21 protein-coding genes are annotated in these 24072 nt (G+C 63.4%); 8 read left to right on the top strand and 13 right to left on the bottom strand.

Going from position 1 to position 24072, the window contains the following annotated elements; all coding sequences use genetic code 11:
• Positions 1 to 203 precede the first annotated feature (203 nt).
• The 3 genes from AACZ17_RS15620 to AACZ17_RS15610 are packed head-to-tail and all read left to right on the top strand — an operon-like array spanning position 204 to position 4781.
• Positions 204 to 1508, top strand: coding sequence for an MFS transporter (locus AACZ17_RS15620; protein WP_290746804.1), 1305 nt, complete (start codon positions 204 to 206; stop codon positions 1506 to 1508).
• Positions 1509 to 1542: 34 nt separating this feature from the next.
• Complete coding sequence (locus AACZ17_RS15615) at positions 1543 to 3420, top strand: DUF3604 domain-containing protein (RefSeq protein ID WP_290746801.1); 1878 nt, start codon at positions 1543 to 1545, stop codon at positions 3418 to 3420.
• The gene (locus AACZ17_RS15610; protein ID WP_290746798.1) at positions 3417 to 4781 is read left to right on the top strand and encodes a phosphotransferase family protein; all 1365 of its coding nucleotides are present in this window, start codon (positions 3417 to 3419) and stop codon (positions 4779 to 4781) included. The genes AACZ17_RS15615 and AACZ17_RS15610 overlap by 4 nt, the downstream gene beginning before the upstream one ends.
• Before the next feature lie 46 nt (positions 4782 to 4827).
• Here AACZ17_RS15610 and AACZ17_RS15605 read toward each other — a convergent pair whose 3' ends face one another.
• The gene (locus AACZ17_RS15605) at positions 4828 to 5247 is read right to left on the bottom strand and encodes an SRPBCC family protein (RefSeq protein ID WP_290746795.1); all 420 of its coding nucleotides are present in this window, start codon (positions 5245 to 5247) and stop codon (positions 4828 to 4830) included.
• Entirely contained in the window at positions 5247 to 7019 is a 1773-nt protein-coding gene (locus AACZ17_RS15600) for an amidohydrolase family protein (protein WP_290746793.1), read from the bottom strand. Before AACZ17_RS15600 ends, AACZ17_RS15605 begins: the two co-directional genes overlap by 1 nt.
• Positions 7020 to 7200: 181 nt before the next feature.
• Here AACZ17_RS15600 and AACZ17_RS15595 point away from each other — a divergent pair, with 181 nt between their 5' ends.
• Positions 7201 to 9159, top strand: a complete 1959-nt coding sequence (locus tag AACZ17_RS15595; RefSeq protein WP_290746790.1) for a pyrroloquinoline quinone-dependent dehydrogenase — start codon at positions 7201 to 7203, stop codon at positions 9157 to 9159.
• 59 nt (positions 9160 to 9218) lie between these two features.
• Here the strand turns inward: AACZ17_RS15595 and AACZ17_RS15590 are convergent, their stop codons facing one another.
• Complete coding sequence (locus AACZ17_RS15590) at positions 9219 to 10694, bottom strand: FAD-dependent oxidoreductase (RefSeq protein ID WP_290746787.1); 1476 nt, start codon at positions 10692 to 10694, stop codon at positions 9219 to 9221.
• Between the two features lie 211 nt (positions 10695 to 10905).
• On the opposite strand from AACZ17_RS15590, the gene AACZ17_RS15585 reads away from it, so the two are divergent.
• Entirely contained in the window at positions 10906 to 11832 is a 927-nt protein-coding gene (locus AACZ17_RS15585) for a DUF1853 family protein (protein ID WP_290746784.1), read from the top strand.
• 71 nt (positions 11833 to 11903) lie between these two features.
• Positions 11904 to 12863, top strand: coding sequence for a hypothetical protein (locus tag AACZ17_RS15580; RefSeq protein ID WP_290746781.1), 960 nt, complete (start codon positions 11904 to 11906; stop codon positions 12861 to 12863).
• On the opposite strand, the gene modC is transcribed toward AACZ17_RS15580, so the two are convergent.
• Genes modC through modA form a run of 3 tightly spaced genes read right to left on the bottom strand, consistent with a single transcriptional unit; the run spans position 12864 to position 15403 of the window.
• Positions 12864 to 13934, bottom strand: coding sequence for a molybdenum ABC transporter ATP-binding protein (modC, locus tag AACZ17_RS15575; RefSeq protein WP_290746778.1), 1071 nt, complete (start codon positions 13932 to 13934; stop codon positions 12864 to 12866).
• Entirely contained in the window at positions 13931 to 14617 is a 687-nt protein-coding gene (gene modB, locus AACZ17_RS15570) for a molybdate ABC transporter permease subunit (protein WP_290746775.1), read from the bottom strand. Before modB ends, modC begins: the two co-directional genes overlap by 4 nt.
• 15 nt (positions 14618 to 14632) lie before the next feature.
• Complete coding sequence (gene modA / locus AACZ17_RS15565; protein ID WP_290746772.1) at positions 14633 to 15403, bottom strand: molybdate ABC transporter substrate-binding protein; 771 nt, start codon at positions 15401 to 15403, stop codon at positions 14633 to 14635.
• 158 nt (positions 15404 to 15561) lie between these two features.
• Between modA and AACZ17_RS15560 the strand changes: the two genes are divergently transcribed.
• Positions 15562 to 15954 (top strand): MAPEG family protein, encoded by a 393-nt coding sequence (locus AACZ17_RS15560; protein WP_290746769.1) that lies wholly within the window; start codon positions 15562 to 15564, stop codon positions 15952 to 15954.
• Here AACZ17_RS15560 and AACZ17_RS15555 read toward each other — a convergent pair.
• Genes AACZ17_RS15555 through AACZ17_RS15540 form a run of 4 tightly spaced genes read right to left on the bottom strand, consistent with a single transcriptional unit; the run spans position 15944 to position 19663 of the window.
• On the bottom strand, positions 15944 to 16441 hold the full coding sequence (locus AACZ17_RS15555) for a DUF2894 domain-containing protein (RefSeq protein WP_290746766.1): 498 nt from the start codon (positions 16439 to 16441) through the stop codon (positions 15944 to 15946). The two genes, AACZ17_RS15560 and AACZ17_RS15555, sit on opposite strands and share 11 nt — an antisense overlap.
• On the bottom strand, positions 16438 to 17079 hold the full coding sequence (locus AACZ17_RS15550) for an OmpA family protein (RefSeq protein ID WP_290746764.1): 642 nt from the start codon (positions 17077 to 17079) through the stop codon (positions 16438 to 16440). Before AACZ17_RS15550 ends, AACZ17_RS15555 begins: the two co-directional genes overlap by 4 nt.
• A 17-nt stretch (positions 17080 to 17096) precedes the next feature.
• Positions 17097 to 18899, bottom strand: a complete 1803-nt coding sequence (locus AACZ17_RS15545) for a hypothetical protein (protein ID WP_290746760.1) — start codon at positions 18897 to 18899, stop codon at positions 17097 to 17099.
• 44 nt (positions 18900 to 18943) lie between these two features.
• Entirely contained in the window at positions 18944 to 19663 is a 720-nt protein-coding gene (locus AACZ17_RS15540; RefSeq protein ID WP_290746757.1) for a DUF3348 family protein, read from the bottom strand.
• A gap of 122 nt (positions 19664 to 19785) precedes the next feature.
• Here AACZ17_RS15540 and AACZ17_RS15535 point away from each other — a divergent pair, with 122 nt between their 5' ends.
• Positions 19786 to 20544, top strand: a complete 759-nt coding sequence (locus AACZ17_RS15535; RefSeq protein WP_290746754.1) for an SDR family NAD(P)-dependent oxidoreductase — start codon at positions 19786 to 19788, stop codon at positions 20542 to 20544.
• 82 nt (positions 20545 to 20626) lie between these two features.
• Here the strand turns inward: AACZ17_RS15535 and AACZ17_RS15530 are convergent, their stop codons facing one another.
• The 3 genes from AACZ17_RS15530 to AACZ17_RS15520 all read right to left on the bottom strand — a co-directional run bounded on the left by AACZ17_RS15530 (position 20627) and on the right by AACZ17_RS15520 (position 23978).
• Entirely contained in the window at positions 20627 to 21325 is a 699-nt protein-coding gene (locus tag AACZ17_RS15530; RefSeq protein WP_290746751.1) for a hypothetical protein, read from the bottom strand.
• 139 nt (positions 21326 to 21464) lie between these two features.
• The gene (locus tag AACZ17_RS15525) at positions 21465 to 22541 is read right to left on the bottom strand and encodes an energy transducer TonB (RefSeq protein ID WP_290746748.1); all 1077 of its coding nucleotides are present in this window, start codon (positions 22539 to 22541) and stop codon (positions 21465 to 21467) included.
• A 381-nt stretch (positions 22542 to 22922) separates the two neighbouring features.
• Complete coding sequence (locus AACZ17_RS15520) at positions 22923 to 23978, bottom strand: leucine-rich repeat domain-containing protein (RefSeq protein WP_290746745.1); 1056 nt, start codon at positions 23976 to 23978, stop codon at positions 22923 to 22925.
• Positions 23979 to 24072: the final 94 nt, after the last annotated feature.

Genomic DNA, 24072 nt, shown 5'->3' with positions numbered 1-24072 from the left:
CCTTTTCCCGATTCACGCTGCCGCGGAAGTGTATCCAATGGTCGCCCAGAATAACACCGACGCAGGGCGGATCACACTCTGACGCCACGCCCGCCTGCTGCCGTCCGGTTCCGGGATAACGCCGCCGACGCATTGACGAATTGACCTCCGGGCGGCAAGCGCTATATTGGGCGGACTATAAAAACGACAGGGACGCCAGCACCGTGCACACCGGCCAGCAGGATTACTCTCCAGCCTACAAGCGTTTCGTGCTGGTCATGCTGACCGTCGTCTACGCCTTCAACTTCATCGACCGGCAGATCCTGGTGATTCTGCAGGAGCCGATCAAGGCAGACATGGGCCTGTCCGACACCCAGTTGGGCCTGCTCAGCGGATTCAGCTTCGCGCTGATCTACGTGACTGCAGGCATTCCCATCGCCTATTGGGCGGACCGCGGCAACCGGCGCAACATTGTGTCGATTTCCCTCGCCGTGTGGAGTGGCATGACGGCACTGTCCGGGTTCGTCCAGAACTACGCGCAACTGCTGGCAGCACGCATCGGCGTTGGCCTTGGCGAAGCGGGCGGCAGCCCCCCCTCCCACTCCATGATCAGCGATTACTTCCCGCCGGAGCAGCGGGGCCGGGCGCTTTCCTTCTATTCCATGGGTATCTACGTAGGGATTCTGTTCGGCTTCCTGTTCGGCGGCATGATTGCCGAGGCTTTCGGCTGGCGCGTGGCGTTCCTGGTGGTTGGCATTCCCGGTGTCCTGTTCGCCATCGTCCTGCGGCTGACGGTGCAGGAACCCCTGCGCGGGCGCTGGGAGACGGCAGCTGACAACGCCGCGGCAAAACCCTCGCTGAAGCAGACGCTGACGCTGCTGCGACAGCTGCCCTCCTTCTGGCTGATCGCCATCGGCTGCGCCCTTACCGCGTTCGTCAGTTACGGCGTGGGGAACTTCTTCCCCTCGTTCCTGATTCGCAGCCACGGACTGACGGTCGCGCAGGTCGGCGTGGTGCTGGCACTGGTCTCCGGCATCGGCGGCGCTCTGGGGACTTACCTCGGCGGCTATCTGGGTGACCGTTTCGGCGCACAGGATCCACGCTGGTACCTGTGGGTGCCCATGCTCGGTGGGCTGGTGGCCTTCGTGCCCTACCTGTATGTGCTGCTGACCGACAACACCCTGCACCTGCTGGTGATTCTGGTGTTCACCAACATCCTCACGGCGATGTATCTGGGGCCCTGCATCGCACTGTCACACGCACTCGTACCGCCGAACATGCGCGCGCTCACCTCGGCCATACTGTTCTTCGTGCTGAACATGATTGGTCTCGGGCTCGGACCCTTCCTGACCGGCCTGGCCAGCGACCTGTTGACCCCGCGTTTCGGCACCGACGGTCTGCGCTACGCGATGGTTCTTGCCTCGCTGTTCGGCCTGGTCGCCATCGGGCTGTTCTATTTCGCTGCCAGGCAACTGCCCGCCGACCTGGCCAAACGACGTCGCAGCGCTGAAACGTTCAGCGTCGTGTAACCACGGCTCACTACAGACACGGGACGCCATCACCATGACAGGTTTTTCGCTCACCAGAACCGTTTTCCGCTGCGCACTGCTGCTCTGCGTTGCCAGCAAGGGCTACGCAGAGCCCTACTCGCCCTGGGCGGATCGCGACTACCCGCAACAGGTGTACTGGGGAGATACACACCTGCACACGGCAACCTCCCTCGATGCCAACCTGTTCGGGGTACACAACCTCACCGCTGCCGACGCCTATCGCTTCGCCCGCGGCGACACGGTCACGACCAGCACCGGTCTGCGCGCGCGTATGAACCAACCCCTGGATTTCCTCGTCGTCGCCGACCACGCGGAATACATGGGCATCATGCCGCCGCTGCGTGCCGGCGACCCCACATTGATGCAAAACGACACAGCCCGCCGCTGGCGCGATGTGCTTGCCAGCGGGGACCCCGTCGGCTTTGGTCGCATGATGCTGGATATCGGCGCTTCCTATGCATCGGGAACACCACTGGTGACGCTGCCCACGACCCTGCCTTCCCCCTGGGAGGCCAATACTCGCATGGCGGATGCCGCCAACGAGCCCGGCGTCTTTACCGCATTGATCGGTTTCGAATGGTCTGCCATGCCCAATGGCAACAACCTGCACCGTGTGGTCGTGTTGCGGGATGATGCAACACGCGCCAATCAGGTCACGCCGTTTTCCGCCTTCGACAGTGAGGACCCGGAGGCGCTCTGGCGCTACCTGGCGGACTACGAAAAGAACACCGGAGGCCAGGCACTGGCGATTCCGCACAACGGCAACCTGAGCGGCGGGCTTATGTTTGCCGACACCCGCGCCAACGGTGAAGCGATCAGTGTGGCCTATGCACGCGAACGGCTGCGCTGGGAGCCGCTGGTCGAAGTCACGCAGATGAAGGGGGATGGCGAGGCACACCCACTGCTGTCGCCGGATGACGAATTTGCCGATTACGGCACCTGGGACCAGTACAACATCGATATGAGTACCGCCCAGGAAGACTGGATGCAGCGTTTCCAATACGTTCGACCCGCACTGCAGACCGGATTGCGCATCGAGCAGCGCACTGGCGTCAACCCGTTCCAGTTCGGGATGATTGGCAGCACCGACTCCCATACCGCCCTGACAGCGGTGGAGGAAGACAACTTCTGGGGCAAGATGTCCAGCCATGAGCCCTCCGCCGAGCGGGCCAGCCGCCTGTGGGGCATCCCCGAGGCAGAGATGAGCAGCGCCGGACTCCTCGCGGCGGGCTATGCCGCGGTCTGGGCTACGGAAAACACCCGCGAGGCCCTGTTTGACGCCATGCGGCGGCGCGAGGTCTACGCCACCACAGGGCCGCGTATGCGGGTGCGTTTTTTCGGTGGCTGGAACTTCACCCCGGAGGACCTGCAGTCACCCGATTCAGCCCTGCGGGGCTACACGAAGGGCGTGCCCATGGGCGGCATCCTGCCGCCGCCCGGCAGCGACCCACGGGCACCGGTGTTCATGGCACTGGCACTCAAGGAACCCGAAGGCGCGCACCTGGACAGACTGCAGATCGTCAAGGGCTGGGTGGATAGCTGGGGAGAAAGCCGCGAGAAGGTCTACGACGTGGCGTGGTCCGACGACCGCAAACCCGGCGCAGACGGCAAACTGCCGCCCGTGGGAGACACGGTGGACACAGAATCCGGTCACTATGCCAATAGCATCGGCAGCGCCGAGCTGAGCGCCGTGTGGACCGACCCTGACTTCGACCCGGGCCTCGCTGCCGTCTACTACCTTCGCGTTCTGGAAATCCCGACTCCGCGCTGGCCGCTGTACGACCGGATGAAACTGGCCGCAAACCTGTCGACGGATACTGAGCTGACTCATCAGGAGCGAGCCTATACCTCGCCGATCTGGTACCAGCCAGCAGGGTCGGCGCAGCCATGACGGAGACGGTCCACGACCTGCCCGAGGGTCTGCTGAGTTGGGTGGGTGAGCTCGGACCGGGGCAGATCACTCGATTGGAGCGCCACGTGGCCCGGCGCGAGGCCTGGGTCGTCGACGTCACGCGCAGCGATGGCAGTATTCTCGAGGGCTTTCTGCGCCTGGATCGTCAACCCGCGGCCGCCAGCAATGTCTCTCTGCGTCGCGAGGCTGCCATCTGTCGGGCATTGACTCCCACTGACGTGCCGGTGCCGGCCCTGCTGGGGTGGAGTGAAACCTACCATGCCGCGCTGTTCAGCCGGGTTCCCGGCAGCGCCGACCTGCCGAGTGTGACCGATCCCCGGCGCCAGCGGCAAATCATGGAGGACTTTATTGCGGCCATCGCCCGCCTGCACTGTCTGGACATCGACGCACTCGGGCTGGACGCTGAACTGGGTCCGCGACCTACCACACCGGAACAGGCTGCCCTGGGCGACCTCGATGCGCAATTGCACAATTTCGCCGCCTTCCTGCAGGGCTATCAGGACCCGCTCCTCAGTTACGGCGCGGCATGGCTGCGCCGCTTCGCGCCCGCCAGCGTCGCGCGGATTTCCCTGGTACAGGGCGATACCGGGCCGGTGAATTTCCTGTTCAGCGGCAACCGCGTCAGCGCCGTGGTCGATTGGGAGTGGGGTCACTGGGGCGACCCGATGGAGGATCTCGGGAATATCTGTGTGCGCGAATTCTGGAACCCCAGCGGCGGCCTGACCGGACTGTTCGAGCGCTACGAAAGCCTCTCGGGCATTCCCTACACGCGGGCGGCTGCGCAGTACTACCGCATTCAACAGAATGTCCGCGGCATGATCCCGATTCACGCCGCCTGCCACCAGCCCGGCCTGCGCGAATCACTGGCCTGGTACCTGAGCTATCGCTACGTCGGGGACCGCTCAACCTGCGAGGCGCTTGCAGACGCCATGGGCATTGCGGTGGAACCACCGGCGATGCCGGATACCGCGGCCGCTACATCGGTGCTGCTGACCGCAGCGTCATCGACCCTGCAGCGGGACGTACTTCCTGCCGTCACAACCCCCTTCGCGCGCTCCCGCGTGGCAGACACCTGCGTCCTGGTCGCCTGCGCCGAGCGCGAGCAGCGCTATGCGGATGCGGTGCGCGCTGCCTGCTGTGAGGACATTGGGCGCCTGCTGGGCACGCGGCCAAAACACTATGCACAGGCTCTGACCCGGCTGCTGTCCGCCATTCATGAGGGACAGCTTGCCGACGAACCGCTCATCCAGTTACTGGCGCGCAAAGCTTATCGCGAGGAGTGGCTCTATCAGCCGGCGGCGGCTCTCCACCCCAACCGGCGCTGGGCCGCGCTGGACTGAGCGTCAACGCGGGTGCCGTGGCACCCGCACACTGCGCGCCTGCCAGTCAGGCGCTGGCAGCCGCTTCCAGCTTGGCCAGCATGTCAGAGTAGATACCTTCCAGCATCGCCTGGCCTTCACTCTCGGAAATACCCTCCGGCTTCGCCGAGCATTGCCAGCGCGCCAGGGTACGTTTTCCATCGTCCAGGGGTTCCAGTGAAACCTCTGCGCGGTATTCGCTGACCGGCATGGGCATTTTCGGGATGGTATAGCTGAAGGAGCGAGTGGCGGCATCCATCGCCTCGAGAATCTCGTCGATGGGGTCCATACCTTCCATGTGAATGCGGCGAATCATCCCGGGGCCATCGCCGATTGCCTCGAGATCCGTCCAACCCGGGTACCAGTTCAGGTTGCCGAAATCTTCCAGCAGTGCCCAGACTTTATCGACAGGCGCATTCAGTTCACGTTCTACCTTCACCTTGATCATCAGGCGGCTTCCTCTTTTTTGTGGGTGGGTGTGGGGTTGGGGGTGCGGCGATCACCCTGCTGGCCGGCGCGCACGAGGCGCCCGGGCAATGCACCGGTAGCTTCACCGTCCTGCATGATGACTTCGCCGGACACCAGGGTATACCGGTAGCCCGATGCACCCTGGTAGACGCGCCGGCCACCGGCCGGGAGGTCGTAAACCACCTGCGGCGATGCAATCGCCAGGTGATCGAGGTCGATGATGTTGATATCCGCTTTCATGCCCGCTTCCAGGGTCCCGCGGTCCATGAGCCCCATACAGCGGGCGGTTTCCAGCGTGTGCATGCGCACGGCCTGTTCCAGGCTGAAACGCTGGCCGCGCTGGCGGTCGCGCACCAGGTAGCTGAGCAGCCAGGTGGGAATACTGGCATCCGAAAGCACCCCGCAGTGGGCGCCGGTATCCGCGAGGCTGATGACCGAGCTCTCATCCGCGAGCATCTCCAGCTGCCGATCCAGATTGCGCTTGTCATAACCGAACAGCGGGCAGTACAGCATGCGCTTGCCGTCATTCTCCAGCAGCGCATCGTAGGCATACTCGGCCGGCGTCACGCCGGCGCGCTGTGCCCGCTGCTGGATGCTGTCCTCGGCGGCGGGCTCATAGTCGGGGTTCTCGTCCAGGACGTACAGGTTGTCGAAGCCGTCGACGATTTTGTCCATGATGTCATGGCCCATATGCGGCGGTGTTTCCTCAACGATGGCGCGGCGCACTGCGGGGTCCCGCAGCCGCGCCAGGCGTTCCTCCGGTGTGAGGCCCGCGAGCGGCGCATAACTCTGGTGAAACATGAAGGGGTTTACCGTGCCTTCCCACCCCATGAGGATATTCACCGGTCGCGCCCCGACATGCGGAATCAGGCGTGCGCCCTCAGCGCTCGCCTGCTTGACGTATTGCAGTTGCTGCTGCACGCGCGGCCAGTCGGCTTCAGAGCGGTAGAAGAGGACAAAGTTGACCTGGCAGTCGTTCTCGATCGACAGGCGTTTCATCCACGCCATCTCCTCCTCCCACTGGTCGAAGTCCGACACCAGCCCGTAGATCCCCTGCCCCGTCTCGCCAATCACGCGGCCGATGCCGAGCAGCTCATCGGCATCCGCATAGGTGCCCGGCATGACATCGCCGTTGCGGGTGGTATGCAATGCGGTGCGCGACGTCGTGAAACCCACGGCGCCGGCAGCGAGGCCTTCACGGACAATGCTGGCCATGCGCTGCACATCTTCGGGGGTCGCGGGCTCGTTGCGCACGCCGCGCTCGCCCATCACGTAGGTGCGCACCGCGCAATGGGGCACCTGCGCGCCAATATCGATGGCCCGTGGCATGCGATCCAGGGCATCGAGGTACTCCGGAAAGCTTTCCCACTCCCAGGTGATGCCTTCGGCGAGCGCAGCACCGGGAATGTCCTCGACATCTTCCATGACTTCTATCATGCGCTGCCGCTCAGCCTCGTCCGGTTTACAGGGCGCAAAGCCCACCCCGCAGTTGCCCATGACCAGCGTGGTGATACCGTGGTTGGACGCCGGACTGCAGTAGGGGTCCCAGGTTGCCTGCCCATCCATGTGGGAATGTGTGTCCACCCATCCCGGTGCCACCACAAGGCCACTGGCGTCTATCACGCGCCGGGCTTCACCGTGCACGTCGCCCACGGCAACGATGCGTCCATCGCGCACGGCCACGTTGCCTACGTAAGCGGGCTGCCCCGTGCCGTCAACAATATTTCCGTCACAAATCAGCAGATCGTACAAAGGTCTATCCTCCGGTATTTGCTTATCGTTTTTCTGTCGAACAGACTACTGGATTGCCCGCAAGGGTGAAAGCGGGCCCGCTCGGCTGCCAGCGGAATTTCGTGCTGGTCCAGAGAGTTAGCCCGTTTTCATGCCCTGCAACGCGGGATAGCGGACGGCCACACCCAGGAGAACGCAACCCATGCCTATTCGGTTCCCCAGCCTTGCCCCTGCCCTGGCAGTGGCGTGTTTTTCGCTGACCGGCTGCGGCGCAGGCGATGTCCCGCCAGTGCAGCGCGAGGCCTTGCCCCCGGTGTTGGCCGAGCGCCACGCGGACTGGCGTCACTACGGCGGTGACGAAGGTGGCGCGCGGTTTGTCAGCCATGCCCAGATCACGCCGGACAACGTGGCCACCCTGCAGCCTGCCTGGACCTACCACACCGGGGACCTGGCACCCGAGACTTTTCCCGACGCCTTCAACAGCCCCGCCCTGCAGGTCACGCCGATTCTTGCCCGCAACACCCTTTACCTGTGCTCGCCGCGCAATCGGGTCATCGCGCTGGACCCGGTGACCGGGGAAGAGCGCTGGCACTACGATGCAGACCCGGCACTGGTCGGCCTCTACAGCGTCACCTGCCGCGGTGTGGCCTTCCATGAGAGCCCCGCTGCGCCGTCCGGACAGGCCTGTGCGGCGCGCATTCTGGCCGGAACCCTGGACGGTCGCCTGCTGGCGCTGGATGCCGACAGTGGCCAACCCTGCAGGGACTTCGGTGAGTCGGGCGAAATCGATCTGACCGCGGATCTCGGTGATGTGCGGCCCGCCGAGTACGCATTGACCTCGGCGCCTACCGTGGTCGGCGACCGCGTGGTCGTAGGGGCCCATGTCGCTGACCTGCGCCGCGGCGGCGTACCCAGCGGCGTGGTGCGCGCGTTTGATGTGCACAGCGGCAAACAGGTTTGGGACTGGGAGGCATTGCCTCCGGAGCAGCGCGTGGAGGGCAGTTATCTGCCGGGCACGCCCAATGCCTGGGCGCCTTTCTCTGCCGACAGCGAGCGCGGCCTGGTCTTCATTCCCACCGGCAACCCGGCCGGGGACTACTACGGCGGCGAGCGCAACGGTCGCGACACCTTTGGCAGCTCGGTGGTGGCGCTGGACGCCCTGACCGGTGAGCGTCGCTGGTCCTACCAGACCGTACACCATGATATCTGGGACTATGACGTGCCCTCCCAGCCGGTGCTGATTGACTATCCCGGCCCCGAGGGGCCAGTGCCGGCACTGGTACAGGCCACCAAGATGGGTTTCCTGTTCGTCCTCAACCGGGAGACAGGAGAACCCCTGCTGCCCATTGAAGAGCGGCCCGCACCGCGCGGCGGACCCGCCCCCGAGGCGCTTTCACCCACCCAGCCCTGGCCAGTGCTGCCCGACCCCCTGCACCCAACGGAGCTCACCGAGGACGACATGTTCGGCTTCCTGTGGTTCGACCGGCAGGCCTGTATCAAACAGTTTCGCAGCCTGAATTATGCGGGACTCTACACCCCCATCAGCACAGAACCCACGCTGGTCTACCCGGGTTTCATGGGCGGCAGCAACTGGGGCAGCGTGAGCTGGGATCCGCAGCGCAAGCTGTTGCTGGCCAATACCTCGCGGGTGCCCGCCGTCATCGAATTGATTCCTCGCGACGTGGTCGAAGCGCCCGGCTTCAGCGAGCGGGTCGAGCTGCAGCTGGACACGCCGTATGCGGTCAAGCGGCGGCCCATGCTGTCGCCGCTTGGGGCGCCCTGCACCCGGCCACCCTGGGGGGTGCTCACCGCCATCGACATGACCACCGGCCGCAAAGCCTGGGAAGTGCCATTGGGCGGCACACGTGACCTCGCGCCCTTTCCGCTGTGGCTCAACCTCGGTGTGCCCAACAGCGGCGGTTCTCTGGTCACTGCCAGCGGCCTGACATTCATCGCCGCGGCCACCGACAGTTACCTGCGGGCCTTCGCAACCGATACCGGTGAGGAGTTGTGGAAAGCGCGCCTCCCCGCCGGGGGGCATGCCACGCCGATGAGCTACACCGGGGAGGATGGCGCGCAGTATGTGGTGATAGCCGCAAGCGGCAACCGCATGCTGGGTTCCAGAATGGGTGACGCGATCGTGGCGTTCCGCCTGCCCTGAACCCGACGGCCTGCATCCGCTCGGGCGGGTGCAGGCTGTTACAGAGACTGGCCGATCACCTACTCCGGGTTGCGGCTGGCCACTTCCCGGCCGGCAAGTCGACCGAAGAAACTGCCATCACCCAGGGAAATGCCGGAGCAGTAGGCCTCGCCCCAGCGAGGCAATCCACAGCTGGTGCGACCGGCGGCGTACAGCCCGGGTACCGCCCCGCCGTCTGCATTGAGGACCTCACCGGTCACCGACGTTGTCAGGCCACCCAGGGTGAAACCGGTGGCAGGGTAATCCTCGCCGGTAAAGCTGAGTGCGGCAAAGGGCGGTTCCACCAACGGCCGCATCCAGTCTGAATGCTTGTGTAGTACCGGGTCTTCACCGTCGGCGGCATAGCGGTTGTAACTCTCCACTGTGTGCACCAGTTCGCCGGCCGGTATGCCCAGTTCAGCCTCCACTTCCGCCCAGGTCTCGCCCACAGCGGCGATGTTGATATCCGGATTGAAATCGGGGCGCGCGAATATCCCGTTGTCCATCAACAACCAGGCACGGCCATTGGGTTGGCGCAGAATGTAATGCGTTGCGCGTCCATGGTAGGCGTCCTCATTGATGAAACGCTGGCCACGCTCGTTGACGAATATCCCGAACACCATATTATCTGGCGGGAACGATGGCTTCGTGGCGAAGAACTCGTTCATGTGGCTCACCGCGCCGCCCACAGACATGCCCATGCGGATGCCGGAGCCGTCGTCGTTACCGCCGCTGGTGGGAAATTCCGCCGCCACCAGCGCCTCCGGCGCGAACCGACGCACCATATCCTTGTTGCAGATGAATCCACCGGCGCAGAGCACCACCCCCTTGCGGGCCCGCACATAGGTGATCTTGCCATCGATGCGCGCTACCACCCCATGCACGGCGTCGTTCGCATCGGCCACCAGGCACAGGGTGCGGGCATTGAAGCGCGCCTCTGCACCGCAGGCCAGGGCGCGCTCTGCCAGCTTGTCCATCACCAGTCGACCCGCACCCATACCCTCCATCTGCGCGGCATGGGCACGGGGTGCCGGGCTTGCCACTGCAGAAAACGGCCAGGCGCGTTCACTGCCCGACCAGATCAGGGTGTCGTCAGTCACCGGCTCCAGCCACTTGCCGGGCAGGTAGGTGCCCTTGAAGGGAATGCCCTGTTGCACCAGCCACTCGTAATGCGCCACGGCCTGCTCCGCGTAGAGCCGCACCTTGCCCTCATCTGCACCGGGACCACCGCTGTGCAGCAGGTACTTGAACAGCTCTTCGCTGCTGTCCTCGAAGCCCGCCGCCTGTTGCACCGGTGTGCCGCCCCCCAGGTAAAACTCACCACCGGACAGTGCCGCGCTGCCACCGTAGGTGCCCGCCACTTCGAGTACCGTCACCGACGCACCGGCGCTGGCGGCCTCAATCGCCACACAGGCCCCGGAGATACCGAAGCCCACGACCACGACATCCGTTTCAAGGTCCCAGCCGGGAACCTGGTCCAGCCGACAGGGTGTTGCCGCAGAAAAACTCGCCGTCACAAACTCGTCTCCTCTGTTGTTCCGATCCTCACCTGGCAGGCGCTCACCGCGCCCGTGCCGGATGTCAGGCCTTGCGGGATACTAACCGTTCGCGGGGCACGGCGCCGCTCTCACCCGGATAAAGCGCTATCCGGTTAAACTCTGCAGACCCCCGGGACGCAGCGCGGGCCAAAGTACCGCCCTGCCCGCACCCCACTACAGGAGAGCTGCCATGCAGAAACACCTCACCCGCGAAACGCCTGCAGCGCTCGGCCTGCAGCACAGCAAGGTGAGGGATCTTGCCTGGGCCTGCTTTGCGCCCCCGATGATACAGGGGCAACAGGCAGGCATCGCCACCGCCGACTTTCCACTCACCCCGACGCGCGCAGCGTGGTTGCAGGCACTGGATCGGGATCCATCTTCCCTGACGCAGTGGCTGAACGCCCGGCCCGCGACCCGGCTGGGCCTGTATTTCGAGCAGCTCTGGCAGTTCTTTCTGCAGCAGGACAGCGAGACAACGCTCATCGCCAACAATGTGCCCGTTCGCGAGGCCGGCAGAACCCTCGGCGAGTTCGACTGCCTGTACTGGTGCCGAAGGCGCGAGCGTCCAGTGCATCTGGAGCTCGCTGTGAAATTCTATCTTGGCTACCCCACACCCTGTGGCGATGCCGATCACCCAACAGCGTCTTGCTGGCTGGGCCCCAACACCATCGACCGACTGGACCGCAAACTGCAACGCCTGACGCAGCACCAGATCCAGCTCAGTCGCCAGCCTGCCGCACAGCCGGTGCTGGAGGCTCTGCATGCCGCAGAGCCGTTGCGGGAGATCCTGCTTTCGGGTCAGCTTTTTGCACCGGCAGCAGAGTCCCTGCCACCACCCGCTGGCTATAACCCCACGCTACCGGTGGGTCAGTGGCTGCCGCTGAGGCAGTGGCGCAGCACCCGCCGCGGCCACTGGATGATTATTCCACGTCTCGAATGGCTGGCGCCGGTGCGTGCGGCACCCACCGGACATTCCGTTCAGCAGCTGGCCGCGCAGCTGGAGACGCGCTTCGGGGGCGCGGGCAGGCCGCAGTTGCTGGCGGCGCTGGACGAAAACGGCGACGAACGCAGCCGGTGTTTCGTGGCCCCCGATACATGGCCAAATTTACAGAAATAGTTCAGGCGGGCATGGGAAGCAGCTGCTAGAGTCTGCCGTTATAGAGGGGATCACCCTCAGGACCTGTGCCCATGCCTACCCCCCCGCTACTGCCGCTGCGCCTCCTCCTGATGACACTGTGTCTGATGCCAGTGACGCTCAGCGCTGAAGAGGAAAAGCGTGAAGACGAGTCGCCCTGGCTTGATCAGGGCCATCGTTATGTCTCCACCCGCGCCGACGACCTTGCCACCTGGATGGACAGTTTTTTCGGTGTGCGACGGGTCGACAACGAAGCGGCCTACTCCACGTTGCGGCTGCGCCCCTCCCTCGAATGGAGTGAGCAATACGGCTGGGATACCGGGCTCAGCCTACGCGGCAAAGTCAACCTGCCCAACCTCAACGAGCGCGTCAGCCTGCTGTTTTCCGACGAAGACAGTGGCAGCCTGGGCGACGAACTGCTGCGCGACCAGCAGAACCAGTCTGATGATGTCGCCCTGCAGGTGGTAGGCCGCGAAGGCGCGCGTGACCGTATCGACTTCCGTCTGGGTTTCAATTCGGGCCTCAACCCCAAACTCGCCGCGCGCTACCGCTACCAGATGCCATTCACGGAACAGGTATCCGGCCGCTTTCGCCAGGAACTGCTCTACCGCACAGACGACCGGTTCGGCACCGACACCCGCTTCGACGTTGATGTCGTGGTGCGCAGCGACCGACTCCTGCAGTGGTACAACCGTGCGCGATGGGATGAGAAAGAGGACGGCTTTGGCTGGAATACGGGCGTGACCGTGAATCAGCGACTGAGCAACAACCGGGTTATCGGCGTCTACGGCACGCTGAATGGCAGAACACAGCCCACCCAGCTGACCCAGGCCTACGGTTTCGGTATGCGCTACCGGCAGAATCTCAATCGCAAGTGGCTGTTCCTCGAAGTGCAACCCGGCTATTTCTGGCGTCGTGACACCCTTGAAGAGGAGCGCAACGGCAGCGCGGAGATCGTCCTGCGGCTGGAGGCGGTGTTCACGGGCGACGTAGAGGAAGCGCTTTCGCGCTGATTACCGCAGCAGCGCAACCGATTTGATCTGCAGCCAGAAGCACTCTCCCGGCTGCACAGCGATACGCGCTTGCGACTGACGGGTGATCCGGGCCAACAGGGGCGTCCCCTGCGCATCAAGCCTCACCATCACGTGCGCGGGCGACGCGGCCGGGGCCAGTTCCACCACCTCCGCGGCCACCAGATTGACGATACTGCTCTGTTCATTACGCTCACGGGTCAGGCTGACGTCACGCGCCAGCACCCGGCAGCGCAGCCGTTCGCCCGGCGGTTCCGCGCACCGCGACACCCACAGGCTCCCCCCCGGAAACGACAGCCGCGACAGGTGCCACTGTGCATCGTGCTCCGCCACAACCGCATCGATGACTACGCCGGCGTCGTCCGCCGCCGCCAACGACAGATCGAGGCGGCTCAGCATCTCCTGCACGGGGCCCTGGGCACGCACGCGCCCCCCTTCAAGCAGCACCAGGTAATCGGCCAGTCGCGCCACCTCCCGCATGCTGTGGGTGACGTAGAGCATCGGCATCGCAAACCGCGTGCGAAGCCGCTCCAGGAACGGCAGGATTTCTGCCTTGCGCGCCTCATCCAGCGCGGCCAGGGGTTCGTCCAGCAGCAAGAGCTGCGGGCTCGCCAGCAGAGCCCTGGCCAGGGCGATACGCTGTCGCTCACCGCCGGACAGGGAGTCCGGATAGCGTGGCAACAGAGGCGCGATCCCCAACAGCTGCACCACCTCATCCCAATCGACGCAGCGCTCGCCGATGGGTGTGCGCTGCAAGCCAAAGCGCAGGTTCCCCGCCCCGGTCAAATGCGGGAACAGGCTGGACTCCTGAAACACCACACCCAGCGGGCGCCGGTGTACCGGCAGGAACAAACCCTCGCGCTGCCAAACCTCGCCATTCACCGACAAGACGCCCTGAGCCGCTCGCTCCAGTCCCGCCACACAACGCAGCAGGGTGCTCTTGCCAGCACCCGAGGCGCCGAAAACCGCCGTCACGCCCTCACCGGGCAGTGTCACGTCCACATCCAGATGAAACTCACCCCGTTGCAGGCAAAAACGCGCATCGATGCTCATCGCGGCACCCCGACCGACTGCCCGCGCCGGTTGAGCGCATACACGAGCGTCAGCAACACTAGGGAAAACACCACCAGCGTCAGGGCGAGCGCGTGGGCCGACCCGTAATCCAGCGCTTCCACATGGTTGTAGATGGCAATGGAGGCGACCCGGGTTTCACCGGGGATATTGCCGCCAAGCATGATGATGACCCCGAATTCCCCCAGCGTGTGGGCGAAGGCCAGTACGGCCGCGGTGAAGTAACCACGTCGCGCGAGGGGCAGTGCAACCGTCAGAAAACGATCCAGCGGTGAGGCGCGCAGCGTGGCCGCCACCTCCAGCAGACGCGTCCCGGTTGCCGCAAAGGCGTTTTGCAGTGGTTGCACGACAAAGGGCAGCGAGTAGATCATCGAACCCACCACCAGCCCGCTGAAGCTGAACGCCAGATGGCCGATGCCGATATCTTCCAGCACAGCGCCCACGGGGCCCTTGGGCCCCAGCAACAGTAACAGGTAAAACCCCAGCACCGTGGGCGGTAACACCAGCGGCAGCGTCACCACCGCTTCCACCAGCACCCGCCCCCGCGCGCGGGTCTGCGACAGCCACCATGCGAGCGGCGTGGCCAGGACAATCAGCAGCACCGTGCTCACAGCCGCCAGTTTGAGGGTCACCCACAGTGCGGTCAGGTCATCCGGAGACAGCATCAGCCGTTGCCACCGTCAGTCACGGCGATACCCCGCGGCCTCGATGATCGCCGCCGCCTCCGCATCCGTTTGCAGCCACCGTAAGAAGTGGCGCGCCGCTGACCGTGCACGCGCACTGCTCAACAACACCGCGCCCTGCGTCAGGGGGGCGTATAGCTCAGGCGGTGGTATCCAGTAGGAGCCCGGAATACCCTCCGCGGTTTGCACCTGCGCCAGCGCCACGAACCCCAGATCGGCGGCACCGCCTGCCACCTGGCTGTGGGTTTGGGCCACGGAGCTGCCGCGCACCAGCTGCTGGCGCCGTTCGAGGGTATCCCACAGGGCCAGCGCCTCCAGCACACTGCGCGCCGCCGCGCCGTACGGCGCCGTGCGGGGTTCGGCGATGGCAAGATAGCGGAAACGCCCGCTGCGCAGCACAGAGGCCTCTTCATCAATCAGGTCCGGCTGCGGGCTCCAGAGGACGGGAATGCCCCGGGCGTAGACAAATTCCGTGCCCGCCACGGCCATGCCCTGGTCGATCAGTTTACGCGGCCGCAGTTCGTCCGCCGCCAGCAGGACATCAAACGGTGCCGCATTGGCGATCTGGCTGTACAGGGCTCCGGTGGCGCCGGGGCTGACCACCAGCCGATTGCCCGACGCCGGCTCATAGACCGCCGCCAGGGCCTCCAGGGTCGCCGTGAAATTCGCTGCAACCGCCACACGAATATCAACACCCGCCTGCACCGGCCGCGCCAGCGCCACAAGGCAAGCCAGCAGTACCAGGAAATCGCGCATGCTGTGTGTCATGTCATCTCTCATCACATGAGGATACGTGTTGCGGCGGTTTCTGGGAATGACGCCGGGGCAAACCGCTGTCGGAATGCTCGCCTTCGCGGGTGCTGGACGGAACTGCTCGTGCAGTGCATGATCTGGCCGTCAAATCCATAATAAACAGGAGCACGACCATGACAACCCTGCTGCAGCTGGTTCTCTACATGACGGTTCTCACCTTCGTCGCCATAATGCTGGGCGCCATCCTGCGCAATCGGGAGTGGACCGCCGAGGGGCTCAAGGCTGGGCTCAGTAACCGGGACCAGTTGCCCGAGCCGACGGCCCTTGGCGGGCGCGCCGAACGCGCGGCCGGGAACACCCGGGAAGGCTTTCTCCTCTTTGTGCCCCTCGCGCTGGTTGCCCATGTCAGCGGCCATGGTGCTGAAGCCCTGCTCGGGGCACAGGTGTTCTTCTGGGCGCGCGTCGCCTACCTGCCTGTCTATCTTGCCGGCATCACCTACGTGCGCAGTGCCATCTGGGGTGTTGGCGTGGCCGGGCTCGCCATGATGCTGGTCGCTATGCTTTAACCGGTTTGCGGCGTCGTGCACGAGCCGGTCGATTGTTTGCGGGCTCGGCGGCAGTGACCCGCTGCAGGGCACACAGCACCTCCGCATGGCACATGAGTCGCTCGACATAGCCCGGGGACACTGCCTGAGCATGTGTTAGCGCACGAATCACCAGGGTCTCCGGGTTCAGCGGACCCGGCGCCTCGGGCAGTGCGGCGCGAAAGCCCGTCAGCAGCTGGTCAACCACCTGCCCCGCCTGTGCTTCACGGTAGCGACGGGCCGCTAACAGACCACCTGCGCCGTGCGCCTCGGTTGCCGGATCATCGGCGCTACCCAGTGCCGAGAACTCCTGCGCCCGCAGCCTCGCCTCCAGCGCCCGACGCGGAGACGGCGGCGACAGGGCCTGTAGGCCACGCTGCAGGAGTGCTGGCAGCTCCCGTAAGGCCTTTCTGCCAGGGCGCTCCGTAGACGTACCCCCCCCCTCGCAGCGGGGCGATTGACTGCTCACTGACTCTGTTCCCCGCGCGGTGTGCGCGGCACCGGTGCGATCTCCACGCGCCGGTTACGCGCGCGGTTATCGGCACTGGTGTTGGGCGCAATCGGCTGCTGCTCGGCGAAGGCCGAAGCAAAGACCAGTTCCCGGGACAAACCCGCCTCCACCAGCGCCCGGGTCACCGTCAGCGCACGCTGGGCCGACAGCTCCCAGTTGTCCGCGAACACCTGGTTGTCTGCGTGAACGGGCAGGTCATCCGTAAAACCGCTGACCATCAGCAGGTGGTCGCTCTGGCTCAGGTAGCGGGCCAGCGGTGCGGCCAGGCTGGCAATCAGCGCCTCCCCTTCAGCCTGCAGCGCAGCAGAATTGAGCTCAAACAGCAGCTGGCCGCTGATGCCAATACGGCCATCCTGCAAAGTAATACGATTGCTGGTCAGGGGGTCAGACAAGGCCTGCTCCAGTTCCATGCGTCGCTGCTGTTCAGCCTCGCGCAGCGCGACTTCATCCTCCAGCGATCGCGATAACTCTACCTGCAAGCCCAGAGTCCACACCAGCAGCAACACGAAAATGCCCACCAGCGCCGCCATGAGGTCTCCAAACACGGCCCACACCGGCGTGTCCTGTGCCACCTCGTCATAGTCGTACTCAGCCATGGACAGACCCTGCGAACCTACACACTGCGACTGATCTCCCGTAACTGGTCGAGCAGCTTCTGCTGGGCCAGCGCGCTGTGATCAATCACCTCTCTCGCCTGCGCAACATAGTAGGCGAGCTGCTCGTCGCTGCGACCGGCCGCTTCTTCCATGCCCTGGGCTGTGTGCTGCAGGGTATCGGCGAGACGCTGCGCCACGCTATCAAACTGCGCCACCGCGCTCCCCAGGGCCTCACCCAGCGCCACCAACTCCTGCGCAGCACTGCCAAACTGGCCAGTCACCTCGGCGAGCCTGCCGGTCTGCGCTTCCACCGTGGAGACAAACCCGGCACCGGTGGATGCCAGGGCGGCGCGGGTGTGCTCAGAGAAGGCTTCCAGCGTGCTGCGGTATTGGGCGGCGTCCTCTGCCAGTGCGCTAGCCGCCGTGTGCAATTCCGCAACCAGCCCCCGCTGCGCGTCGAGCAGCGCCTGATCGCGTTGCAGGGCGGCACCGGACTCCTCCCGAACACTGGCGACGGCGCGGTCCAGGCCCGCCATGCTCGAGGCAATCAGCGGTTGCAGGGTATCCACCGTGAGTTGCGCATTTGCCGCCAGAGCCCGGGTAAGGGCGTCCTCCACGGTTGTCGCCTGTGTCTCGATGCGTGCCAGCAGCTGTTCGTCGAAGCGCCTGCGTTCAGCCAACCACTCCTGCTGCAGGCGCTGCCGATGATCAGTCAACTGCTCTCCCAGTTGCTGCAGCAAGGTCGCGGCGCTGGTGGACTGTGCCTCAAGGAGGATGCGGGAGTCCGTCACGGTGGCCTGTAGCGCCTCGCGCAGGCTGTCCTGCGCGGTCACTGCCGAGGCCTGGGCGCTGACCAGCGACCGGGTAGACGCCACAGTCTGGGCGACCTGCTCGCGCACTGCCTGCAGCGCATTCAGCTGGTCTGCGACGGCGCCTCGCAGCGCCGACTGCGTTGCATCGGTCTGCGCCGCCATCGCCTGCAGGGCTTCCCGCAGCAGCGGCGCCATGCTCTCTCCCGCCTGCCGCCCGCTGTCGGCAAAACTCTCGCGCAGCGACTGGCCAACATGCGCCAGCAGGCCGCTATGCAATTCAAGCAACTGATGTTGCAGCCCCTGCTGACCCTCGAGCATACGGGAATGCAGGCTGTCGGTTGCGGTATCGACACGCGTCACCAGTGCTTCCACCTGCGCCGCCAGTGCGGGCAACTGAGCGGTTTGCGCTCGAGCCTCCTGCAACATCTGCTCGTTATGGTGGCGCGGACCGCGACCGGGGAACAGTTGGACACCGCGCACATCCAGGTCACGGGCCACCGCCAGCCGCTGGCGTCTCGCCATGGTGGAGAGCAGGCCCAGCACGGCAGAGGCCGCCACGCCCCCAACCGAGGTTCCGAAGGCCATGCTCAGGCCCTTGATCGGCGCGGTGAGGCCGGCGCGAATGGCCGCAAGCTCGGTGCTGCCCTCCAGCGCGCTCACTGCTCCCTGCAAGGCGATCATCATACCGATGAAAGTCCCCAGCAATCCGAGCATCACCAGTAATCCGCTGAGGTATGGCGTCAGCAACGGCCCCGGCAGCGCGGCCGGCTCACCCTGGATACGCCTCGCCACCGGGCTGCGCAGCGTCGTTGGCAGCTGCGCCAGCCAGTGTTCGAACTCGGACGGCTCAGGCTGCGCGGGCTGCAGGGCCTGCTGTAGCCGCCCGGTGTCACGCTGGAAACCCCAGAGTTCCAGCGCACCCACAGCATAGGCCGCCGCGATGACCAAGGTGACCAGTAGCGCCAGACTGCTGCTTGCGGCAAATCCCAGCGCGAGCCAGGCAATCAACCCCGCTCCAAGCAAAAAAATAGAAGCTGCGAAAAACCGCATGATCAATCCCTATCCCCATACGCCAAACAGGCCTCTACCAGCCCCAGAACCGGTTGCAGACGCTGCTCCAATTCAGCCAACAGCAATTCCTTGAGTTCGCTCACCCGTTGTTCACTTGCCGCGGTGTCTGTTGTGTCCGCCGCCAGTGTCTCCCACCGGGGCACCAGCAGGCCCGGGAGGCCGACCAGTGCCGCCTCCCCTGCCCGCAGTACCTGCTGCTCGAGCGCCTCGTCCAGTGCGGCGAGCGCAGCCAACGCCGGCGCCCGCTGCTGCAGGTGCGTGCGCAAGTCTCGACGCAGCGCAGCAATACGCAGCTCCATTTCCCGCTGCCACGCGGCGTGAAACCTGCGCAGCCGCTCGGCAGCGTCTGGTCCGTCGAGGACACTGGGTGCATCAAGCCTCGGCAGGGGTATCCGCACGCCCTCGGCGGCGGCAAAACTGCCCGCGATATCCCGCAATAGCGCCCTGTGAACCGTCAGCAAGGCCTCCTCGCAGTTTTCACAGCCCTCCGCCGCCTCACTGTGTGCGTGCGTGCTGGGAGCGACCGCGGCCAGCACCTCGGCCAGTTTACTCGCACTGTGCAGGTCCAACGGCTGTCCCAGCCAGGCCAGCAGTTCCCCACGAGGTACCGTCGCGTCCGCAGCCACGACAGCAGACAGGGCTCGCTGCAAACGTGAACTGATCGGCGGACGGTCGGAGCGGATGCTTGAGGCGTGGGACATGGGTAACGGAGCTGCAAAGGGCGTGCATTCTAGCGAAGATCAACGCTGGCGTCCCCCCCGCGTTGCGGGTGGCAGCCTGCACGATGCAGGCTATGATGATGCGCTGATAAAGGAGGCAAGTGATGAGCCCTGTAGAGTATCCCGATATGCGTGGCAAAGTCGCACTGGTAACCGGGGCAGCCTCCGGCATTGGCGAAGCCTGCGCCCGGCAGTTGGCAGCCCAGGGCTGTCATCTGATCCTGCTGGACCGGGACGAGCAGCGGCTGCGCGTCCTGAGCGAGGCCCTGGAATGCGTGGGCCACACGGGGAGCGTGGTCGATGAGGCCGCCGTCATGGCAGCGGTCGAGCTCTGCGAATCCCGTTACGGCCGGCTGGATTACGCCGTGAACAGCGCCGGGATCGCCGGGCAGCCCGCTGCGATCCCGGACACCTCGCTCGATGCCTGGCGGGAGGTGATCGACATCAACCTCACCGGAGTGTTCCTGTGCCTGAAACACCAGCTGCGGGCGATGCGTGCCGTCGGCGCCGGTGCCATCGTGAACATCGCCTCAGGCGCCGGCTTGATCGCCACACCGCAGCTGTCGCCCTACTGCGCCAGCAAACACGGTGTGCTCGGGCTGACACGCACCGCCGCCATGGAATCGGCCACGGCAGGTGTGCGGGTCAATGCGGTGTTACCGGGCTCGACGCAAACGCCCATGCTGGAAGCATCACTGCAACAGGGCCCGGAGTTGAAAAACATGATTCTCGCCAGCATACCCTGCGGCCGCATGGGCACAGCCGATGAAATTGCCGCAGCCGCTGTGTGGCTCTGCAGCGCACAGGCAAGCTATGTCAACGGTCATTCCATGGTCGTGGACGGCGGCACCCTGTGCCGGTAGGTTGCTGAAGATGCCTCTGCAGCCACCCCGTGATACACAACCCTGTGCCCGGGTGCCGGACTATACAAGGTCCTGGGTTTATTCACTCTACTTCGACATGAAAATACGCGGGAGCGCGGTCACGAGTCAGCTTGATCTGACCAAAGTAGGAGCGTGATTCACCCGCGTTCAGCTCAGGGTTCTCCGCTTCCAGGGACGTATCGTCTTGAGCAAGCTTCGCCATTCCAACCTGGACGCCCAGGGCGTCGAACAGGATTATGGTGACATCAGGGGTAACGCTTCGTTGACGATCGTTCTGTAGCACGGCGAGGTACCCAAAACGTTTTTTCTGCTCCGTGCCTGTCCGTGTGAAGCTAATACTCTTCAGGTAGCGCTCCCCGATGGGAACGATCGCGTCGAAGGACAGGGGATTGAGATCCGGAATCCGATTCTGCACCAGACGCGCATTCGCTTCCCGCAGTTGCGCTACCTGCTGTTCCAGAGCCGTGACCGTGTTGCGCAGGTTGCCAGCACTTGCGTCTTCTCCCCGCATGGCAACCTCGCGGCCAAGCAGCAACTCGTTCGTCGAATAGAGCTTGTAGGCAGTCACCATCCAGCCGATGCCGGTCACTACCAACAGTGCCCCAAGCACGATGGAGACAAGCATGTACTTGACCGCTTTTCGATAATTGCGGCTGTATCGTCGAGGTACGCGATTTTCCACCAAGAGTTCCCGGTTCAGTTGAAGCCGTTTTTTTTCGGAGGTCTGATTGGCGCCTCCACACCGGCGTCGCCCGGACATGGTACCAGACCTCGCTGACTATTCCTCTGGATGTCGTCTGGAAAAATGCCCTTTGCCGAACGGATCACGCTCAACTGCCAGCCCGCGATGTCAGTGCCACGGTTCTGGACCGCCAGCGGCCTGCCCCTCCGCTGCCCGCTCACCCGCCCGGGGCCAGCGTGCCATCCACCAGTTCAGCGATCACAAACGTAGCCCCACTCACGCCAGTCACGTAAAGATCGCAATCCCCCCAGGATGCGGGAACGATCCACCCCTGACCCACCGTGTAAGACAGCCGCTTGACGCCTCTTTCGCAGTACAGCAAGACGTCGTCTATCTGCCCAGAGACATCACGTAACTCGATCTCGCGCCTCAGCAGCCGTGTCGTCCATGTTGACCGGTCTCCGCCGTAAATCGGCGTGAGCAATTTCCCCCGGATCCAGAACTCCTGGTTTTCAACCCGGGCGATGACCCTTTCACTGTGTGCGCGCATCTGTGCTGCGAGATCAGTTCCGGGCGCCATTTGCTCCAGCCATTGCGCGGACAGGGAGGCATGGCCGAGCATCATCGTCGCCATTTCGTATTGATAAACCAGCACCAGAAAAGGCACGAAATACTCGGCCTCCTCAAGGAGCGACTTGTCCCCTTCCTCTGCGTAGAAATCCAGCACGCGGGTGGCATGCAGGTACTCACGATCCTTGTCGCCCGTCAGGCCGTAATACATGACATACAACGACTGCCGGTAGAGTTCCTCGTACAGACTCAGGCCGGTCTTTGCTGAGAGTTCTTCAAGCTGTAGCCAGGCTGCGTCCAGCTCGCCATCCTGCAGCGCGGACTGGATTCTACGATAGTTCCGCATGAAGGGTCTTCTGGCGGCGCCAGGTTTTCCCTCCAGCATGAAAACGGCACGCCCTACAAGACTCTGCTCAGTCACCGCGACGCCATTGTACCTCGCAGGTTCATACACACTTGATTCGATGCTCTCGCGGAGCGCCTCGTTCAATGAAGTGAGGCCGTTGGATTCCAGAATCGAGAAATCATGCGCACGCCCGTCGGTGCCGATGTTAAAGGTGTAGTAGGCCCATCCATCGTTGTCGTGTACCCGAGCAATGTTTGGATACTCGATGGCATCACGTGTAACGAGTTTGGCGAATACATAGTCGTCAGCCGCGAAGGCTGTGTGCAACGGCAAAAAGGCGATGAGTCCCCGAAGGACACAAGCATGGATTCTTCGCATCAAACACCCGGTCATTCTTATACTGAGAATACGATCACGTGGCGCAGGTCACCGTACGAAGGCGCTGCGAACGGGTTGGAGCATAAGAAAAACACCCTGCGGTGTCTACTGGGCTGTGCGGGGATACGATGCGGAGAAATGGCGGTGAGGGAGGACACTCCTCGGCTTTATCCATTGAGGCTGTCTACCCCTCATGCATAGCGCCATAGCAAAAAAATACAGCTGTTTTCATGATGCTCTGTTGCACCCAGCCCTCGTAATCAATGATCACTTCCAGTGTTTATTGTTGGTAATAATGCGTGGGCCCACTGATGCCAAGGCAAGCCAGGCGATTAAGCGACCGGCAGATTACTGCGTTAAAGAAGAGAGCAACGTTGTCGATTACTGACAGCGACTTCCCCAGTCGACATGAACGTCCGGCCTCATCGCTATAAAGTGGTCACGCTCACTACAGGGAAAAATAGTGTTCTTCAAACTCAGCCGTTCTAATCCAGCCATTTCTAGCAGAGGCCAAAGTTCAAGAAACCTATTACTGTCTAGCTGGAGGCTCGAAACATCATGCAGTTGAGCCAGCGGGATCAAATCGATGATTCTGTTGGTATTGAGAGAAAGCGTGGACAAACTCGTTAACGCAGAAAGTTCAGAGATATCTTCAATGCGGTTGTCGTTCAGGGAAAGCGTGTGCAGCTTGGATAACATTCCAAGATTGTGGACAGTAGTCAGTACATTCTCATCTATCACCAACACTTCCAGATTAGTAGCATCGTTTAGGGAGCTGATATCGGAGATTCTATTGTCGGTCAATTTCAATTCCTGGAGCTTTGGGAGAGCGGCAAGGGGACTAACATCAGTGATCATCTGATGCTCCAGTTGAACATGAGAGAGGTTCTCCAACTCAGCCAGAGGGCTGATGTCAAAAATTTTCCCTTGGGGTTCGAAATCCAGTTCCTGCCAGACCAAGGTCAGCACCTCGAGACTGGCGACTGCCGACAGTGGGCTGATATCGTCGATGTATGAATCGTGTATTCTCAGCAACCGCAGTTCTTGTAGACTGGAAATGGGCTGAAGGCCTGCCTTAACTGAATCTCCTGCCAGATAAAGCTCCCTGAGTCTGTTCAGATTGGCAATCTCACCAATGTCTGAAAGTCGCGTACAGCCGGTTAGATTTAAAATGCGTAATTTCGTGAGGTCTGCCAAATGGGGCAACTCTTTGAGGGTCTCGTTACCCCAAAAAGATAGCGCTTCGAGATTGATCAAATTACTGACCACAGCGTAATCCTCGGTCGCGAAACAACCCTCCAGATGCAGCAGCTTCAAGTTAGTCAGGTCAGCCAGAATACTCAAGTCAGCTACGCCGGCGTAAGCGGCGCAGCCAACGCCACTGCCATCGCTGAAACCTCGTAAAACAAGTTCATCCAAATCCAGCAGGCTTGCCAAAGGGGAGATGTCAACGGCTCTAAAACCGCGTAGTGTTAAGGATGCTCTGAACAACCCATGACTTCAGTCGTACAAAGCTCAAAGTGGTAATTTC

Source organism: uncultured Haliea sp. (assembly GCF_963973825.1).
Taxonomy (GTDB): Bacteria; Pseudomonadota; Gammaproteobacteria; order Pseudomonadales; family Halieaceae; genus Haliea.
The sequence above is the reverse complement of the archived record's forward strand: the minus strand, read 5'-3'. Positions and strand labels throughout refer to the sequence as shown.

Bases quoted from the DNA above. Each gene is read 5' to 3' on its own strand.
- AACZ17_RS15615 (WP_290746801.1), top strand. From the start codon at position 1,543: ATGACAGGTTTTTCGCTCACCAGAACCGTTTTCCGCTGCGCACTGCTG.
- AACZ17_RS15610 (WP_290746798.1), top strand. From the start codon at position 3,417: ATGACGGAGACGGTCCACGACCTGCCCGAGGGTCTGCTGAGTTGGGTG.
- AACZ17_RS15605 (WP_290746795.1), bottom strand. From the start codon at position 5,247: ATGATCAAGGTGAAGGTAGAACGTGAACTGAATGCGCCTGTCGATAAA.
- AACZ17_RS15595 (WP_290746790.1), top strand. From the start codon at position 7,201: ATGCCTATTCGGTTCCCCAGCCTTGCCCCTGCCCTGGCAGTGGCGTGT.
- AACZ17_RS15585 (WP_290746784.1), top strand. From the start codon at position 10,906: ATGCAGAAACACCTCACCCGCGAAACGCCTGCAGCGCTCGGCCTGCAG.
- AACZ17_RS15580 (WP_290746781.1), top strand. From the start codon at position 11,904: ATGCCTACCCCCCCGCTACTGCCGCTGCGCCTCCTCCTGATGACACTG.
- modC (WP_290746778.1), bottom strand. From the start codon at position 13,934: ATGAGCATCGATGCGCGTTTTTGCCTGCAACGGGGTGAGTTTCATCTG.
- modB (WP_290746775.1), bottom strand. From the start codon at position 14,617: ATGCTGTCTCCGGATGACCTGACCGCACTGTGGGTGACCCTCAAACTG.
- modA (WP_290746772.1), bottom strand. From the start codon at position 15,403: ATGACACACAGCATGCGCGATTTCCTGGTACTGCTGGCTTGCCTTGTG.
- AACZ17_RS15560 (WP_290746769.1), top strand. From the start codon at position 15,562: ATGACAACCCTGCTGCAGCTGGTTCTCTACATGACGGTTCTCACCTTC.
- AACZ17_RS15550 (WP_290746764.1), bottom strand. From the start codon at position 17,079: ATGGCTGAGTACGACTATGACGAGGTGGCACAGGACACGCCGGTGTGG.
- AACZ17_RS15540 (WP_290746757.1), bottom strand. From the start codon at position 19,663: ATGTCCCACGCCTCAAGCATCCGCTCCGACCGTCCGCCGATCAGTTCA.
- AACZ17_RS15535 (WP_290746754.1), top strand. From the start codon at position 19,786: ATGAGCCCTGTAGAGTATCCCGATATGCGTGGCAAAGTCGCACTGGTA.
- AACZ17_RS15530 (WP_290746751.1), bottom strand. From the start codon at position 21,325: ATGTCCGGGCGACGCCGGTGTGGAGGCGCCAATCAGACCTCCGAAAAA.
- AACZ17_RS15525 (WP_290746748.1), bottom strand. From the start codon at position 22,541: ATGCGAAGAATCCATGCTTGTGTCCTTCGGGGACTCATCGCCTTTTTG.